Source organism: Halobacterium zhouii (genome assembly GCF_021249405.1).
Classification (GTDB): domain Archaea; phylum Halobacteriota; class Halobacteria; order Halobacteriales; family Halobacteriaceae; genus Halobacterium; species Halobacterium zhouii.
Genome location: NZ_CP089593.1, coordinates 603,233 through 619,568 on the forward strand (window position 1 = coordinate 603,233; position 16,336 = coordinate 619,568).

Annotated in this window: 15 protein-coding genes and 1 tRNA gene; 5 read left to right on the forward strand and 11 right to left on the reverse strand. The window is 65.4% G+C overall.

Features of this window, described 5'->3' with window-relative positions; all coding sequences use genetic code 11:
- Positions 1-55 precede the first annotated feature (55 nt).
- A complete protein-coding gene (locus tag LT970_RS03050; protein WP_232687499.1) occupies positions 56-277 on the forward strand; it encodes a hypothetical protein in 222 nt (73 codons plus the stop codon).
- A gap of 141 nt (positions 278-418) precedes the next feature.
- Entirely contained in the window at positions 419-778 is a 360-nt protein-coding gene (locus tag LT970_RS03055) for a helix-turn-helix domain-containing protein (RefSeq protein WP_232687500.1), read from the forward strand.
- 61 nt (positions 779-839) lie between these two features.
- Here LT970_RS03055 and LT970_RS03060 read toward each other — a convergent pair whose 3' ends face one another.
- From LT970_RS03060 to LT970_RS03100, 9 genes are all read right to left on the reverse strand, one after another.
- Entirely contained in the window at positions 840-1,136 is a 297-nt protein-coding gene (locus LT970_RS03060) for a DUF3006 domain-containing protein (protein ID WP_232687501.1), read from the reverse strand.
- Complete coding sequence (locus LT970_RS03065; RefSeq protein ID WP_232687502.1) at positions 1,136-2,719, reverse strand: lamin tail domain-containing protein; 1,584 nt, start codon at positions 2,717-2,719, stop codon at positions 1,136-1,138. The genes LT970_RS03060 and LT970_RS03065 overlap by 1 nt, the downstream gene beginning before the upstream one ends.
- Positions 2,720-2,877: 158 nt before the next feature.
- Positions 2,878-2,979: transfer RNA gene (locus LT970_RS03070), tRNA-Gln, on the reverse strand.
- Between the two features lie 119 nt (positions 2,980-3,098).
- Positions 3,099-3,533 (reverse strand): metal-dependent transcriptional regulator, encoded by a 435-nt coding sequence (locus tag LT970_RS03075; RefSeq protein WP_232687503.1) that lies wholly within the window; start codon positions 3,531-3,533, stop codon positions 3,099-3,101.
- Positions 3,534-3,617: 84 nt separating this feature from the next.
- Positions 3,618-4,109, reverse strand: coding sequence for a ferritin-like domain-containing protein (locus LT970_RS03080; protein WP_232687504.1), 492 nt, complete (start codon positions 4,107-4,109; stop codon positions 3,618-3,620).
- Between the two features lie 240 nt (positions 4,110-4,349).
- Positions 4,350-5,564 (reverse strand): Fe-S cluster assembly protein SufD, encoded by a 1,215-nt coding sequence (gene sufD, locus LT970_RS03085; RefSeq protein ID WP_232687505.1) that lies wholly within the window; start codon positions 5,562-5,564, stop codon positions 4,350-4,352.
- A 1-nt stretch (position 5,565) separates the two neighbouring features.
- A complete protein-coding gene (sufB, locus tag LT970_RS03090) occupies positions 5,566-6,993 on the reverse strand; it encodes a Fe-S cluster assembly protein SufB (protein ID WP_232687506.1) in 1,428 nt (475 codons plus the stop codon).
- Between the two features lie 9 nt (positions 6,994-7,002).
- On the reverse strand, positions 7,003-7,908 hold the full coding sequence (locus tag LT970_RS03095; protein ID WP_232687507.1) for an ABC transporter ATP-binding protein: 906 nt from the start codon (positions 7,906-7,908) through the stop codon (positions 7,003-7,005).
- A gap of 244 nt (positions 7,909-8,152) precedes the next feature.
- Positions 8,153-10,885, reverse strand: coding sequence for a DNA-directed DNA polymerase (locus LT970_RS03100; RefSeq protein ID WP_432419603.1), 2,733 nt, complete (start codon positions 10,883-10,885; stop codon positions 8,153-8,155).
- Between the two features lie 348 nt (positions 10,886-11,233).
- Here LT970_RS03100 and LT970_RS03105 point away from each other — a divergent pair, with 348 nt between their 5' ends.
- The 3 genes from LT970_RS03105 to LT970_RS03115 are packed head-to-tail and all read left to right on the forward strand — an operon-like array spanning position 11,234 to position 12,231.
- Positions 11,234-11,428: a DUF7331 family protein gene (locus tag LT970_RS03105; RefSeq protein ID WP_232687508.1), complete on the forward strand. Its 195-nt coding sequence runs from the start codon at positions 11,234-11,236 to the stop codon at positions 11,426-11,428.
- A gap of 39 nt (positions 11,429-11,467) precedes the next feature.
- Positions 11,468-11,758, forward strand: a complete 291-nt coding sequence (locus LT970_RS03110) for a DUF7322 domain-containing protein (protein ID WP_232687509.1) — start codon at positions 11,468-11,470, stop codon at positions 11,756-11,758.
- 53 nt (positions 11,759-11,811) lie between these two features.
- Positions 11,812-12,231: a DUF7346 family protein gene (locus LT970_RS03115; protein ID WP_232687510.1), complete on the forward strand. Its 420-nt coding sequence runs from the start codon at positions 11,812-11,814 to the stop codon at positions 12,229-12,231.
- Positions 12,232-12,270: 39 nt separating this feature from the next.
- Here LT970_RS03115 and rad50 read toward each other — a convergent pair whose 3' ends face one another.
- Both rad50 and mre11 read right to left on the reverse strand, forming a co-directional pair.
- Positions 12,271-14,949 carry a DNA double-strand break repair ATPase Rad50 gene (gene rad50 / locus LT970_RS03120; protein WP_232687511.1) on the reverse strand — a complete coding sequence of 893 codons (2,679 nt, stop codon included), beginning with the start codon at positions 14,947-14,949 and terminating at the stop codon, positions 12,271-12,273.
- On the reverse strand, positions 14,946-16,232 hold the full coding sequence (gene mre11 / locus LT970_RS03125; protein ID WP_232687512.1) for a DNA double-strand break repair protein Mre11: 1,287 nt from the start codon (positions 16,230-16,232) through the stop codon (positions 14,946-14,948). Before mre11 ends, rad50 begins: the two co-directional genes overlap by 4 nt.
- Positions 16,233-16,336: the final 104 nt, after the last annotated feature.

The window sequence follows — 16,336 nt, forward strand, 5'->3', positions numbered from 1 at the left end:
AGACGGTAGACGGCTGACAGACGAGCGTTGCTCTCGTACAGCGTCCCCTACCGCCATGGACTCGAACCCCGACATCCCGGAAACCGGCGACAAAGTTGCCGCGTTCGCGCGCACGCTCGAACAACTCGTTCTGAATTCGTTCACCGATGGCGTCCCACTCGAAGGGACGTGGGACATCACCGTCCCTGTCGCTGACGCCCCCAACTGGACGGTCACGATAGCGAAATCCTACTCGGAGGAAGCCACGTCCTATCAACCCGACCTTCTCGAAGAGTAACGCGGAACGACGGTAGGTTCTGGTGAGTTCGTGGGCGGTTCACTTATGCCGAATCGTCTGGACTACTACACGTACTCTGCTGAAGTTGCAGTCGACGAGAGAGTTGGCGACGACCGTAGGTCGAGTATCGGTGAAATCTGTATGACGACGAAGACTCCCGCCGAACTGTCGCATAGTTCGCAGACTGACGACCTCGCCGCCACGGACATCTTCCCGCTCCTCGCGGACGACCGGCGTCGAGCCATCCTCCACTACCTCTGTCAGCACACCGGCGCCGTGTCTCTCGGGGAACTCGCCGAACAGCTCGCCGTCCGTGAGGACAACCCGACGTACGACCACTACGAACGCATCCTCACCGACCTCCACCACACCCAACTCCCGAAACTGGTCGACGGCGGCCTCGTTCGCTACGACGTCGACCAGGAGACGGTCCGCGCGCTAGACGCCATCGAATCCGTACGACCGTATCTGGACCTGGCGTTCACAGACGACTGCCAGTGAGGTCGGGCAGCCATCCAATCGAACGGCAGTCTCCCGACTCTGGCACCGAGAACGCCGAATCTCAGGACGAGTCGGACTCGTCTTCCGGCGACGGTGGCCGCCGCGACAACTCGTCGAATCGGCGCTGAGCCCGTTCGCTCCTGTCTTCGGTCTCTCGTTTCTCGTACGTCGCATCGACCACCTCCCCGTCCGCCACTTCGACTGTCACAACCGCGTCTACGTGCCGGCTCGTCTCGGGAAGTTGCTCCTGGTCGACGACCATCTCTCCCGCTGTCTCGTCCTGGTCTTCGAGCAATAGCACCGCTCGCTCACCCTCGAACCGGTCGACGACTGTCGTGTACGTTCCATCCATCGTCATCAGTACGCCTCCTCGGTGACGGTCGCTCCGTCGTCGTTCCGCACGGTAACCGTGTCACCGCCGTTGTTCCAGACGGGCGCGTCCGACCCCCAGTACAGATCCGTCGCGGTGTCTGTTCCGACCCCGGTCCGGAGCGTGACCTGTTCGCCCGGGTCGAGCGTAACCCCACTTGGGAAGACGTAGGTGTGGCCCGCCTCGTCGACGACGGTCCACTCGGAGAGGTCGAGTGGCTGGTCGCCCGCGTTCTCGAAGACCACGTACTCGTCGTCCAGGTTGTCGTACTCGTCGCCACTCGCGTCCTCGTGAACTGTCACGACCGCCAGACCACTGCTCGTGCCCGGCCGGCCTGTAGCAGTTGTCGTCAAGGTGCGCATCGCCGTGGCTGGCGTCGTCGCGGTTTTCGGTGTCGTTCCCGTAGCCGTCGTCGTAGTTCCCGACGTGGTCGCGGTTTCCGGTGTCGTCGCGGTTCCCGGCGTCGTCGTCGTGGCCGGCGCTCCGGAGGAAGGAACGACCTGCGACTGGGTCGCTTCACCCAGCCGTACCACGGTGCGATTCTCGATACCAGGGCTATCACCTGCCTGTATCATCGTCGCGTTCCGGAGCGCAAGCGGGTCGGTCGGTGCGTCTCGCTGCGTCGCTACCACGACCGCAGAACCGTTCGTCACCATGCGAATGTCGCCGTGTGTCGCCGTCCAGTACGTCCGCACCGACCGCTCGGCCAGCCGTTCGAGCACCTCCCGGTGAGGGTGGCCGTACTCGGAATCGTACGCGCTCGAAATCACGGCGATTCTGGGCTGCACGGCGTTCAGGAACTCGCTGCCCGAACTCGAACGGCTCCCGTGATGCGGGACGCTCAGCACCGTCGCGTTGAGGACCGAGACGTTCCCTCCGACCAGATGGCGCTCGCCGGCCGACTCGACGTCTCCAGGGAGCAGGAAACTCGCCCGTCCGAAGCCGAGTCCGAGCACCAGGCTGTTCTCGTTCCGGTCGCCGTTCGCGAGGCGCCGCTCGGGTGGCGAGAGGACCCGCGTTCGCACACCCTCGAACGGTATCTGGTCGCCTGCCTGGGTCTCGTACAGCGTCACGTCGTGTTCCTCGACCTCGTCGAGGTACTCCTGGTAGGTTCGCGAACTCGCTACGAGACCCGGATCGTACACCGCACCGACGCCTTCGCCCTCGGTCTCGAAGTGGTCGATGACGGCGGCGTGCCCACCGACGCGGTCTGCGTCGGCGTGTGTCGTCACGAGGTGATCGATGCGCTCGACGCCGTGACCCTCGAGGTAGGAGATGACGCGTTCGCCGTCGTCGGTCCAGTCGCCGGAGCCGACGAGCATCGTCTCGTTCGTCGGCCCGATGACCAGCGCGCTGGCGCCCTGTCCGACGTTGATGAAGTGGACCGTCAGCGTTCCGTTCGCGGTTGCAACGGACGCCGATTGCACGTCCTCCGGAGACGCTCCCGGGGTGTCGAGTGGTCGCGTCGTCGCGTCGGGTGATGCCCCACCTCCATCCTCCAACCCGACCACACCTCCCGCGAGCACCACGACGCAGACCACAACCAGCACGCTGCGGTGGCGAGTACGCATCCCGGGCCAACTGACGACGCGCGAGTCGATAGGTCAATCGACAGGATGGCCGCCAGTAAGTGGCGACACGCGGCGCAACCTCTCGGTCATGCTACTCCGCAGTCTCGCAGAATCGTGTCTGCAGCCCACTTGCTCGTCACGTTCGCTCGCAGCAGAAGTAGTCCCGGGCGGATTCGAACCGCCGTCATAGGCTGACTTCCCGGTACGCAAACCCGAACCGGTCCAAAGGCCCATATGATTGGCCACTACACCACGGGACTTCTCACTTCGTTCGAAGCCCCCTGAGGCTCGTAAACGCTTCGCGTTTACTCACCACCACGGGACTCCGGTCGCAACAAGGAGTACACAGGGCCGTCACTTGAGTAGTGCGATTCCCGGGTCAGTCGTCGGCTTCGACGCGCTCCTCCGCGAGCAGACTGCACGCGTCGGCTTCGGCGTCGAAGCAGTCCGGACACTGAGGCTCGCGGTCGATGATCATGTCGAGGCGTTGGGCGACCGTCTCGTCGATGACGGGTTCGAGTTGCCGCGCCTCCTCGCGGAAGTCCTCCACTTCGAGGACGTTCGTGAGGAAGCGCTCGAGGATGCAGTACGTCTGGAGAGCGTCACTGGCTCGCTGCTCGCCCTCCTCGGTGACGCTCGCGCCCTTGTACTTCTCGTGTTCGACGAGGCCGCGCTCTTCGAGCTTTCCGACCATCTCGTTGACGCTCGCGGGACTTACGCCGAGTCGGTCCGCGAGCTCACCGGTCGCCGCCGGCTCGTCGTGTAACTGCTGAACGAGGAATATCGTCTTCAGATACTGGTCGGCGGTGTTCACGCGAGGTCACCTCTGTGATCGAGCGTGAGCCCGTCAGAGCTCGCTCTGACAGTGTTCAAATCAGATCCCTCCAGTCGAACGCACTCATGAGTGGTCCCCCATCAGCTCCGTGACTTCCTCGACGCCCTCCGCCTCCTCGTCGCGGATGAACCGAAGGGTGTCGAACAGTTCCTCGCGGTCCACGCCGAACTCCGCGTCGCTCGCCTCGACGGCCTGGATGAGGTCGTCGTAGAACTTGTACGCGGTCTCCTCGCCGTGGAGCTGGTCGTACAGCACGCCGTCGAAGTCCTCCGGGCCCGTCTGCCCGTAGCTCTCCGCGACGAGGGACTTCACCTCGTCGAAAGGGATGCTCTTGGCGTCCAGGTCGTCGATGAGCGCTTCGAGGAGCCGACGGTGCTCGGCGGACTCCTCGCTAGCCTCCGAGAGCAGTTCCTCGATGGCGTCGTCGCGCTCGCGCTCCGGGAGCGTCTGGTAGTTCCGGTGGGCGCGGGCCTCCACCACCTCCTCTAGGACGACGCCGATCTGGAGGAGTCGCGCGAGCTGGCCGTCGGAGTCCACGCGAGCGGAGACGCTCACGCTCCCCACCTCGTGGGTTCGTGAGCCTGTTGCACCCGTGGTCCGGGAACGCTCACAGCGACCACCAGATGTTGCTGTGAGGTCGTCGAATCACCGATTCGACGGAACTCACGGCGGCCACCCCCGCGATTCAGTACTCATTCTGTAGAACACTCGGGCAGAGTCGGACTTAAACGGTTCCCTCCGGCGGAGAGCGAACACGGCGAGCGCGACCACCGTACGGTGGCCGCGTTCGCGTGGTCAGTGGAGGCGCTCGTAGATTCGCTGCTCTAAGTCGTCGCGGAGTTCGTCGACCTCGACCTCCTCGAGGACGGGGACGAAAAAGCCCTCGACGAGCATGTTCGTCGCGGCCTGCTCGGGCACCGCGCGATTCTGCATGTAGAAGAGGTCCTCCTGGTCGATCTGGCCGACCGTCGCGGAGTGAGAGGCCTCCGTGTCGTGGTTGTTGATGATGAGCTTCGGGGAGGCGTCGGCCTCGCTCTCGTCGCTCAACATCAGCGTGTTCTCGCGCTGGTACGAGGAGGTGTCCCAGGCGCCGCTGCCGACGTCCTGGACGCCCTCGTACACCGAGCGCGCCTCGTCGTCGATGACGCCGCGCGTGACGAGGTCGGCGGTGGTGTGTTCGGCGCGGTGCCAGACCTTCGCGTCGAGGTCGAAGTGCTGGTCGTCGTGGCCGAAGAAGGCGCCGACGATCTTCGTCTCCGAGCCGTTGCCGTTGAGTTCAGTGGAGACGCCGGTCTTCGTTAGGCGACTGCCGAGGTTGCCCTCGATCCAGTTCACCGTGGCGTACGTGTCGGCGTCGCCGCGTTTCACGGTGTAGTTGTACGTCTGCTGGTCGAAGTCCTGCAGGCTGCCGTACTGGACGTAGGAGTTCTCGCCCGCGTCCACCTCGACGATGCCGCTGTAATACCGTTCGCCTTCGACCGATTCGCCGCTGTCCTGGCGCTCCAGAATCGTCACGGAAGCGTTCTTCTCAGTGACGACGAGCGTGTAGTTGAACAGCGACCGCGAATTCATCGACGTCCGAATCGTCACGTCCTCGGCGTCGACGCTCGCGGGCACGTAGACGACCGTGCCGGTCGTGAACAGCGCCGTGGAGAGCGCGGTGAGGCGGTTCTCCTGAGGGTCGACGACGCTCCCGAAGCGCTCCTCGACGAGCGGCGCGAGTTCGTCGTCGTCGAGCGCGTCGTGGAACGACTCGACGCGCGCGTCCTCGGGGCCGACCTGGTCTTTGTCCTCGGTCTGGGAGAGCGGGTCGACGAGCGCGTCGAAGTCGAGGTCCTCCAGGTTCGTCCATTTGCGGCCGGGCGTCTGGATGACGCTCGGATAGTCGAGCTCGTCGAGTGCGTCGAGTGCGTCCAGTCGCGCCTGGAGGAGCCACTCGGGTTCGTCTCGCTCCTCGGCGAGCGTGCGTACCGTCTCTTCGGAAACGTCGTTGTGAAGCTGCGTGCTCATGTTATCCGAGGCTCCCCTCCATCTCGAGTTCGATGAGGCGGTTGAGTTCGACCGCGTACTCGATGGGTAGTTCCTCCGTGATGGGCTCGATGAAGCCAGCGACGATCATCTGTTTTGCGTCGTCGTCGTCGAGACCGCGGGACTGGAGGTAGAACACGTCCTCGTCCCCGATCTTCCCGACGGTCGCCTCGTGGGCGACGTCCACCTTCGACTCGTTGATCTCCATGTACGGCATGGTGTCGCTGGTGGATTCGTTGTCGAACATCAGCGCGTCACACTCCACGCTCGTGGAGGAGTTCTCCGCGCCGTCCGCGATGTGGACGAGGCCGCGGTAGTTCGTGCGGCCGCCGTCCTTCGCGATGGATTTGGACTCGATGGTGGACTTCGTCTCCGGTGCGTTGTGGTACACCTTCGCGCCGGTGTCGATGTCCTGGCCTTCGCCCGCGAACGCGATGGTGATGTGGTTGTCCGTCGCGTTCCGGCCCTTCAGGATGGTGCTCGGGTAGAGCATCGTCGCCTTCGAACCCATGCTGCCCGAAACCCACTCCATCGTGGCGTTCTCTTCGGCGATGGCGCGCTTCGTGTTGAGGTTGAACGTGTTCTTCGACCAGTTCTGCACGGTCGAGTACTGCACGTGCGCGTCCTCGCCGACGAACACCTCGACGCCCCCGCTGTGGAGGTTGTGGGTGCCGTACTTCGGCGCGGAACAGCCCTCGATGTAGTGGACCTCGCTGCCGGGTTCGGCGATGATGAGCGTGTGCTCGAACTGGCCCATGCCTTCCGAGTTCATGCGGAAGTACGCCTGCACGGGCATGTTCACCGTCACGTCCTCGGGGACGTAGACGAACGAGCCGCCGGACCACACTGCGCCGTGGAGCGCGGCGAACTTGTTGTCGCTGGGCGGCACGCAACTCGTCATGAAGTGCTCCTTGACGAGTTCCGGGTACTCCTGGACGGCCTCGTCCATGTTGCAGAAGATGACGCCCTTCTCCTCCCAGCGCTCCTGCATGTTCTGGTAGACGACCTCGGACTCGTACTGGGCGCCGACGCCGGAGAGCGCTTCGCGCTCGGCCTCGGGGATGCCCAGCTGTTCGAACGTGTCCTGGATCTCGTCCGGGAGGTCGTCCCAGTCGTCCGCGCCGGAGCGCTTGTCGACGTCCGGGCGGATGTACGGGATGATCTCCTCGACGTCGAGTTCCGAGAGGTCGGGCTGGCCGGGCCAGTCCGTCGGCATCGGCATCTGCTTGTACTGCTCGAGCGCGCGAAGGCGCCGCTCGAGCATCCAGTCGGGCTCGTCCTTGTCCTCGGAGATGAGTCGGATGGTCTCCTCGTTGAGGCCCTTTCCGGATTCGAAGGCGGAGTTCTCCTCCTTCTTGAACTCGAATCGAGCTTCTGTGTCTGTGTCTTGTAGGTGTTCGTCTGAACTCATAATCGTGGTTTACGCGGTCTCGTAGACCTGGTCTCGGACCCAGTCGTACCCCTTGTCCTCGAGCTTCTGGGCGAGCTCAGCGTCACCCTCCATGACGACTTCGCCGTCGAGCATGATGTGGACGCGGTCGGGTTCGACGTAGTCGAGGATGCGCTGGTAGTGTGTGATCTGCAGGATGCCGGTGTCCTGTTCGTCGCGGAGCGCGTTAATGCCCTTCGCGACGTCCTGTAGGCGGTCGATGTCCAGTCCGGAGTCGATCTCGTCGAGCACGGCGATGCTCGGTTCGAGGATGGCGGCCTGGAGGACCTCGTTTTGCTTCTTCTCGCCGCCGGAGAAGCCGGCGTTGAGGTAGCGCTGGGCGAACGATTCGTCCATGTCGAGGAGTTCCATCTTCTCGGAGAGTAGTTCCTGGAACTCAGCGACACCGATCTCGCCCTCGTCGGCGGGGCCCTCCATCGGGGAGGTCTCGTAGCCCGAGTCCTCGTCTTCCTCGCCGTCCTCGTCCTCGCCGAAGAGGAGTTCCTCGCGCTCGTCGAGTTTCGCGTTGAGCGCGGTGCGGAGGAAGTTGACGAGTGTGACGCCCTCGATTTCGGCGGGATACTGGAAGCCGAGGTAGATGCCGAGCGCGGCGCGCTCGTTCGGTTCCAGGTCGAGGAGGTCCCACGTACGGGCGTCCTCGGGGATGTCGACGTCACCAAAGTCGCTGTCTTCGAGGTGGAGGAGCACCTCGCCCTCCGTGACCTCGTAGGCCGGGTGGCCTGCGATGATCTTCGAGGTGGTCGACTTCCCGGAGCCGTTCGGTCCCATCAGGGCGTGGATCTCGCCCGAGGGGATCTCGAGGTCGACGCCGTTCAGGATCTTCTCGTCTGCTTCTGTTACCGTCGCGTGGACGTTTTTGAGTTCGAGCGTAGCCATTGCCTCAGTCGTGTTGAAGAAAGCGTGTCGCGCCCATAACGGTTACGCATTTACCGGCATCGGATTCTCGAATACGAAAAAACAGTTTCCGAAATGTAAACGGCCGGCGGGTTCGCTGGCTGGTGATTTGTCGGCGATTCGCCGACGACCTGTCGGTGAACTCGACGTTTTCGGCCGTTTTCGCCACTAGACCATTCTCGCCATCGTCTCCGCCACCGTCATCCGCGGGCGACGACGCCGAGTGCTACGTGAAACTCCCCAGGCCGGTCTGGGTCTGCCCGTTCTTGACCTCGTTCCAGGAGACGTCCAGGGCCGCGAGGATGCGCTCGATGGGGCCTTTCAGCGTCTTGTCCAGCATCACGTCGTAGTCCACCTCGAAGGCGTCCGGAATCTGGTCGGCGTAGTCGTAACAGATGACGTCCGGATCGCGTTTGAACTCCGCGTACAGCACGTCTGCGTGCGGGTCGAGGCCGCGCTCTGCCTCCACCTGTTCGAAGAACTCGGGGTGGACCTTCGCGAGGTAGATGCGCTTGGGTTTCGACCCGCGCTGGAAGTTCGTGCCGAGCAGGAGGTTCGCGTACTTCGCGCCGCGGACGTGGGCGGTGTCCGTGTCGTAGTTGTCGAGGCGCTTCCCGATGCCGCCCGGAATGCCGATGTCGTCGAGGCTCACCTTCCCCGCGCGGAACTCCTCGATGACCTCGTGGACGTACTCCTCGACGCCGTCCACGTCGCCCTCCTTCACGACGAGTTCGATGACCTCCTTCTGGACCTCCTTCGTGATGGGCGCGATGTCCGAGCGCTGGTACTCGAAGCCCGTGATGTCCACGTCGTCGACGTCCTTGCCCTCCTTCCAGACGATGTGCCCGGCGTAGCGCTTCTTCTTCCCCGCCTGGAAGAACCGGCGGTAGAGCTTCTCGAACTCGATCTGGAAGCGGTGGTCCTCGGCGTTGAGTTCCTCGCTCGCGAACCCGTCGTACGCCTCGTTGATGTGGTCCTCGATGTCGAAGGACTGCTCGATGGCTTCTTCCGTGGACAGGTCTTGTCCAAGTTCCAACATGACTGAGTCGGTGTCGCCGTAGGCCACCTCGTAGCCCATGTCGTTGGCGGCCTGTTCGGTGAACGAGATGACCTCGCGGTTCGTGGACGTGACGCCCGCGCTCATCGCGCGGTCGTAGAGGCGGAAGCGGTCCCACCCGAACACACCGTAGAGGCTGTTCATGATGACCTTCACCGCGGCCTGCTGGCGGTCGTAGCGGCCGTAGTCCTCGGATTCGGGGTCGTGGTCGTCGCGGAGTTCCTTCTTCTCCTCGCGCTCCGTGAGCAACTCGTCGACCATCTCCCGGATGATGCCGTCGGGCTCCTTCCGGAAGTGGACGCCCGTCGGCGTGCGGTAGGTCTCCCCGTCGTACTCCTCGGGGTCGACTTTCGTCTCCGGCGACGCGTTGATGGTCACCATCGACATCGGGTAGAGACTCTTCAGGTCGAGCACGGAGACGTTCTCCTTGACGCCCGTGATAGGGTCGAAGACGGCGCCGCCCTCGAACTCCTCGGTGTCCTGCTGGCCCTTCGAGGGGAGCACGAACTCCCCGTAGGCCTTGTGCAGGACGAACATGTCCACCGCGTCCCCGGGCGTCGTGGCGTCCTCTAGCTTGCAGCCGACGAGTTTCCGGGCCTCGTCCCAGAACGGCACGATGTTCTGCTTGTCGTCGATCTCCACGCAGAGCTCCACGTCGCGCACGTTGTACTCCAGGAGGCGCTCGGGGTCGTTCTCCCAGAGGTCGCCGATGTCGCCCGCGTAGCGCTCCTTCCCGACGCCCAACTCGACCTCGCCGACCGCGTCCAGGCGGTAGGAGTCGAGTTCCGAACGCTGCGTGCGCTGGTAGGCGTACAGCAGGTCGAAGACGACCCGCCCTTTCACGTTCGGACCGCCCCAGCCGGACGTCCACACTTCGTCGACCCGGGAGAGCCGGTCGGAGTCGAGGTTCTCGCGCGTTCCGGGATTCAGTTCGTCGAGCCGGTCGATGTAGTACGGCGCGTCGAAGTCGTCGAAGTTCCACCCCGTCATGACGTCCGGGTCGGTCTCCTCGATGTAGTCGAGGAACGCCGCGTGCATCGCCTCCTCGGTCTCGAACGTCCGCACGTCCACGTCGGCGCTCTCGTCGAGGAAGTCGTAGTCGTCGAGGGCGTCCGGGCTTCCAGTGGTCGCTTCGGGCGCCTCGTACAGCCACGCGAGGTACTCGTCGCGGTAGGAGTCGTGGCTCGTGAGACAGATGACCGGCTCCTCGCCCTCCTCGGGGAACCCGGAGCGGTCGTCGACCTCGATGTCGAACGTGTTCACGCGGAGGTTCGCGGGCACGTCGCGGGCCTCGACTTCGTCGTGGTGGACGTACAGCGCACCGTCCTCGGCGCGGCGCTCGGGAACGGCGACGCCGCTCGTGATGTCCTTGTCGATGAGCAGGCGGTTCGGGAACAGGATGTCCGCCTCGTAGTGGTCGAACTGGTCGCGGATGTTCCCGACGTCCCGCGGCGTCCGCCCGAAGATCTTCGTGAGCGGTTCGCCCCGGATGGATTCGTAGCGCTCGCCGTCGTCGTCGGTCTCCTCGCTGCCGGTGATGACGTCGTCCGCGAGGTCGTCCTCGGAGAGCGTCGCGGTCGGCGCGTAGAAATATGGCCTGAAGCCGTGGACGCGAACGTGCTCTGCTTCGTTGTCGGGGGTGCGACCGAACACGTGTAGCACCGGGCGCTCCCGGTCGCCGCTCCCCTCGACGGTGTAGTCGACCTGCGTCACCATCAGTTCGGCTTCGCCGTCGACGTCCGGGAGCGCGTCGGCCTCCGCGTTCACGATCTCGTTCACGACGGGGTCGGCGTCGCCGGCGACCGCCGCGGCCTCGGCGCGCACGGTGTCCCCACCGGGTTCGCCCTCGCCGGACGCCCCCTCGCCGTCGTGCATGAACTGGGAGAGGTCCGTGTCTTCCATTGCCGATGATTTCGCGCCGTCTGCCTAAAAACTGCTTGTCCACGTCTCGACCAGAGTGGGTTTCGAAGGTGTCGAGAATATCAGTACCTCGAAAGCCCCTTTCAGTCCCACCTCCTGCCGGCTTGGCAACCAGCCCACGGGAGGACTGAAAGGGGCGGCCGTCTCGATTCGGGGGCCTCGCTGCGCTCCTCGCCTTCGGCTGCGGTGCTTACGTCGTCCGCCAGCGTCGAGACAGCCGGTGCTTTCGAGGCGTTCTACACGCGACTCCCCGACGGAACAGCATGCCAGCCCTCGAATCCTGCCAGGGGGAGAAGGCTTTTACCTTGTTACTCCGTAGCACATTTCGAGGTGACAGACGTGACAGACCACGCAGCGGGAGACGAGCACAGCCGGAACGACGTCCCACAGCTCCCCGAGGGCGACGACGCCCGAGACGACGTGGAGTCCTACGAGACAGCGGATGGCGTCGTACTGTACGACGCCCAGAATCCGCTCGCGTGGCTCAAGGCGACGAACGCGATGTCGCTGGGCGACGCCCTCTGAGAAGGAACGCTTTTCCACCACCCCCGCCGATTCTCACCAGTGGACGACGACCCGTTAGAGGAGACGCTGTTCGAGGACGAACAGACCGACGCGGAGCAAGCGCTCGCGCCGTCGGTCGACGTCCCCGACGGCTCGAACGCCGACCCACAGCTCAGACGCCAGTTCTGGTTTCTCGTCGTCGTGTTCAACGTCGCCCTGCTCGCACTCAGCGTCGGTCTGATGCTCGCTGCGTTCCGTGGCCGGTGGAACGACGGTCTGACCGGCGTCGCTGCCGGCGTGATCCTCTTCGGCTACGGCTACTACCGCTACCGTACCATCACTCGGGACTGACCAATCACTGTGCTCCCGGAAGGCCTAACGCCGCGCACCAACTGCACGCACACATGCGCACCGTCCGCGACGACGACACCGTCTACGTCGTCCTGAAGGAGAGCGCCGACAGTACGCTCGTCCGCGACCCCGCCACCGGTGAGGAGCGCCACCTACCGACCGACTCCCTCGAACCCGCCGGCGGCACGGCACCGCTCGACGCGCTCGCGACCGCCATCCCGGAAGACGCCCGCGCGGTCGTCCGCGCGTGTCACGCCGACTGGCACCTCGGCGTGCTCGTCGCGCTCGCCGACGACGGCCCGCTCCCCGCGCGCTCACTCGTCGCCCGGTTCGAGACCTGCGAGAGCGATCTGGTGGGCGCGCTCACGGAGTTCCGGGCGGCGGAACTCGTCGAGGAGACCGACGTCCACGGCGAACGCGGCTACCGGCTCACCGACGCCGGCGAGTCGGGCATCGGCGCGCTCCGGGACTGACGAGGTGGACAGGGCAACACCACTTGCGAACAGGCCGCGTCAGTCTGCGAGCACTTCCGCCGCGTCCTGTACGACACGCGACCGGTTCGACGTCGCGTCCTTCTCCACGCGCACCAGCTCGTCGGCGGCGTCCACCAGCTCCTCGTCGTGGCTCACCACGACAATCTGCTCGACGCCCATCCGGCGCATCGAATCCACCAGCTCCACCAGCTGGGAGACGTGGCCGGAGTCCAGGAACACCGTCGGCTCGTCGAGGATGAGCGGCGGCATCGGCGCGTCGCCCTCGATACCCTCCGCGAGCAGACGGTAGATGGCACACCGCAGGCTGAGGTTGAACAGCGCGCGCTCGCCGCCCGAGAGCTGGTCGGGTTCCAGGGCCTCGCCGTCCTTCTGGTACACCGTCAACTCGTACTCGCCGGAGAGCTCGATGCGCGCGTACGAGTCATTCTGGTACACCAGGTCGAACGTCTCGTTCAGTAGTCGCTCGAGTTTCGCCACGTTCTGCTGGCGCAACTCCGCGCGCAGGTCGCCGTACATCGACTCGAGGTCCGTGACCTCCTCGTGGACGGCCTCCAGGTCCTCGAGTTTCGCCGCGACCGCGTCGCGGTCCTCGCGCAGTTCCTCGAGGGCCTCGATGGTGTTCTCGGCCGCGCCGATCCGGCTCTGCAGGTCGTCGCGCTCCTCGCGGAGTTCCTCGAGTGCCGGTTCGACCTGTTCGAGGTAGTCCTCGGCGCGCTCCTTCTCGTCGCGGGCCTGCTCGACCCGGTCCTCGTCGAACTCGGACTCGAGGCCCTGCTTTCGCTCCCTGAGGTCGGTGAGGCGCTCGCGGCGCTCGTCGTTTCGGTCCGCGAGGTCCGCGCGCTTCTCGGTGAGGCGCTCGGCCTCCGAATCCTCTTCGTCGCGCTCGTCGAGCACGTCAGCGAGATCTGCGAGTCGATCGATCCGCTCCTTCAGGTCGCCCTGCCGGGCGTTCAACTCGCCGAGTTCCTCGCGCTTTTCGTCGGCGTCCTCGCGCTTCTCGTCGGCATCTTCGCGCGCGTCCTCGGCGTCGTCCTCGAGTTCGTCGGCGTCCTCGCGCTTCTCGTCGGCATCCTCGCGCGCGTCAGCGGCGGCCTGCTCGCGGTCATCCCGGCGCTCTGCGGCCAACTCCCGCTTTCGTTCGAGGTCCGCGACCTCCCGCTCGGCGTCCTCGAGTTCCTCCGCCTCCTCGACGCGCTCGGCGAGTTCCTCGACGTTCTCCTCGGCGTCCTCGAGGTCGTCCTCCAGGTCCGCTACGCGCTCGCGGTACTCCTCGACCCCGTCGACGTGGGGCGACCCGTCCACGGGTTGTCCGCATTCCGGGCACTTCCCGGCGTCGAGCAGCTCCTCGGCCTCCTCGACGCGGTCCGTCGCGGACTGGAGGTCCGCCCGCACCTCGCTCTTCCGCTCGCGGGCGTCCTCGAGGTCGTCCTCGAGGGCTTCGACGTGGCCCTCCGCGTTCCCGAACGCGACCGGAGCGTCCTCGAAGGTGGCCTTCGCGTCCTCGATGGCTGCGTCCAGTTCCTCGATGCGCTCGACCGCTTCCTCACGCTCGGATTCGGCGTCGTTCGCCGTCCCCTCGAGTTCGTCGGCCTCTTCGCGGAGCGCGTCCGCGCGCGCCTCGAGTTCCTCGGCGCGGTCGGCCGCGTTCTCGGCCTCCGTCGAGAGCCTCGACACCTCGGGGGCGACGTCGGAGACGCGTTCGGTCACGTCCTCGCGCTCGTCGGCCAGTTCGTCGCGTTTCGCGTCCACCGCGTCCTGGTCGACAGCGTCCGCATCGGCCGCCTCGAGTTCCGTTTCGGCGAGCAGTTCCGCGGCGCGCTCCCCGAGTTCGCCCGCTCGCTCCCGGCGCTCGGACGCCCGCTCCGCGAGCGTCTCGCGCTGGGACTCGGCCTCCGCGATGGCCTCGCGGACGTCCGCGATGGTCTCGGTCACCGACTCGAGTTCCTCGCGTTTCTCCTCGTGGCGTTCGAGCACGTCCTCGGCGGCGTCCAGGGTCTCCTTCGCGTTCTCGCGTTGGTCCTCGTAGTTCTCGATGTCGTCGGCGACGCCGTTCAACTGGGATTCGAGCGCGGCCAGCGTCTCGTGGGGGTCCTCGGCTTCCTTCGCCTCGATCTGGTCCTCGAGCTGGTCGAGTCGCCCCTCGATGCTCCCCTTCACGTCCTCCACGCCGAGTCGGGCCTCGCCCGCGCGCTGTCGATAGTCCTCTAGTTTCCCGAGCTGCAGGAGGTCGTCGAGCATGTCCTGGCGGGTGCTCGGGGAGGCGTTGATGAGCTTGTTCACCTCGCCCTGCCTGACGTACGCGCAGTTCACGAACGCCTCCGCGTCCATCCGGAGCAGTTCGACGACGTGGGCCTCCACGTCGTTCACGCCGTCGATGGTCCCGGTCGGCGTCTCCAGGGTGCAATCAGCCGTCGTCGGCCGGTCGCCCGTGTTCCGCACGCGCCGGTGGACGTGGTAGTCGCCGCCCGCGTGGCTGAACCAGAGGTCGATCTCGGCCTCTTCGGCGCCGATGGTCACCACGTCCTCGAGCGTTCGGTCGAGGGCCGTCGCGCCGTACAGCGCGAAGAAACACGCCTCGAGCAGGCTCGACTTGCCGCTGCCGTTGAGGCCGTGGATGACCGTGACGCCGCTGTCGAGGCGCAGGTCGGCGTCCTCGAAGCATTTGAAGTTGCGTATGTCGACTCTGGTGAATCTCACTGGAACTCCTCCATGGTTGTCGTCTGCGCGGATTCCGTCTCGTGTCCGTCCTGGTCCGTAGCCGACCCGTCGCCTGCATCCGCTCCGGCCTCGTCTGTCCCAGCCTCGGCAGTAGCTGCTTCGTCGTTCGTCTCGTCTTCGGCAGTAACTGCTTGGTCGTCCTCGCTTACACCGTCGTCACCGTCGACGACGGCCTCGACGCGCTGTTTCACGCGTTCTCGGACGTTCGAGTCCGCAACATCGAGGTCACGCACCGTGTCGTCGACGTCGAGGCCCGCCCCGCTCAACCCCATCTCGCGGACGCGTTCGCGCACTGCGTCGTCGGGGTCGGCGAAGGACACCTCGACGTCCGTCTCGGTGTCGACGTCCCGGCGGTCGTTGACGCGCGTGATGAGCGCGCCCTGCTCGTCCCCGAACGTTTCCACGTCCGCGGGCGTAACGTTCTCGCCCTCGCCCTCGACAGTGACGATGACGACGGCGTCCTCGACGTCGTGCTCGCGGATGCGTTCGCGCACGAACCCGGCGCCGTCCTCCGGCCCGAGTTCGACGTCAACGAAGACGAACTCACGGGTGTCCAGGCCCTTTCGGGAGATGCCAACGTCGTTCGTAAACTCCACGATGTTGTAGCCGCGAGCGTCCCGTTCGCTCGCGCTCGCGCGTTCTGTCGACCCGCAGTACGTCACCCACGTGTCCTCGACCTGTGCAGTGTCGGCGGCGTGGTTGTCACCGAGCAGCACGGCGTCGAAGTCGACGTTCGACTCCTGGAGTACCGCGTCCAGGTCCCAGTTGGCGTGCGCGAACGGCGTGAACAGGCCGTGGGAGACGAGTGCTGCGTGGTCGGCGTCGTCGGCGCTGTTCGCTCCGGGTGGGTCGAACTCGTAGTCGAGTTCGGGGCGCTTCGATTCGGGCACGTAGTCGAGTCCGTAGAAGACGGTGTCCTCGACGCGGCGACCCGAGAAATCCAGGCGTTCGGCGAGATCGAGGGTCTCGAAGAGGTCGAGCCACTGTGCGTCCCGTGTCCCCTCGTGATTGCCGACGATAGCGAGGAAGGGGATGTCGGCGTCTCGGAGGGGTTCGAGCACGTCGATGGTGCCGAGGATGTCGCGGAGGCCGGGGCGGCGGTCGTGGTAGAGGTCGCCCGCGTGAACGACGGCGTCCACGTCCGCCTCGATGGCATCCTCGACGACGCTGCGGAACGCCTCGAGGAAGTCCTGACGGCGCACGGAGGAGTGGTACTGGCGGTAGCCGAGATGGGTGTCCCCCGTATGGATGACGCGAGCCATTGCTACGAATTGGTAGCGGCACGGCGGATAAAGGTTCGGCGCTTCGGGGGGAGTGACGCGGGAGAGGGCGAAGAGCCGTGGCGACGCGAGAACGGGAAGAGAGT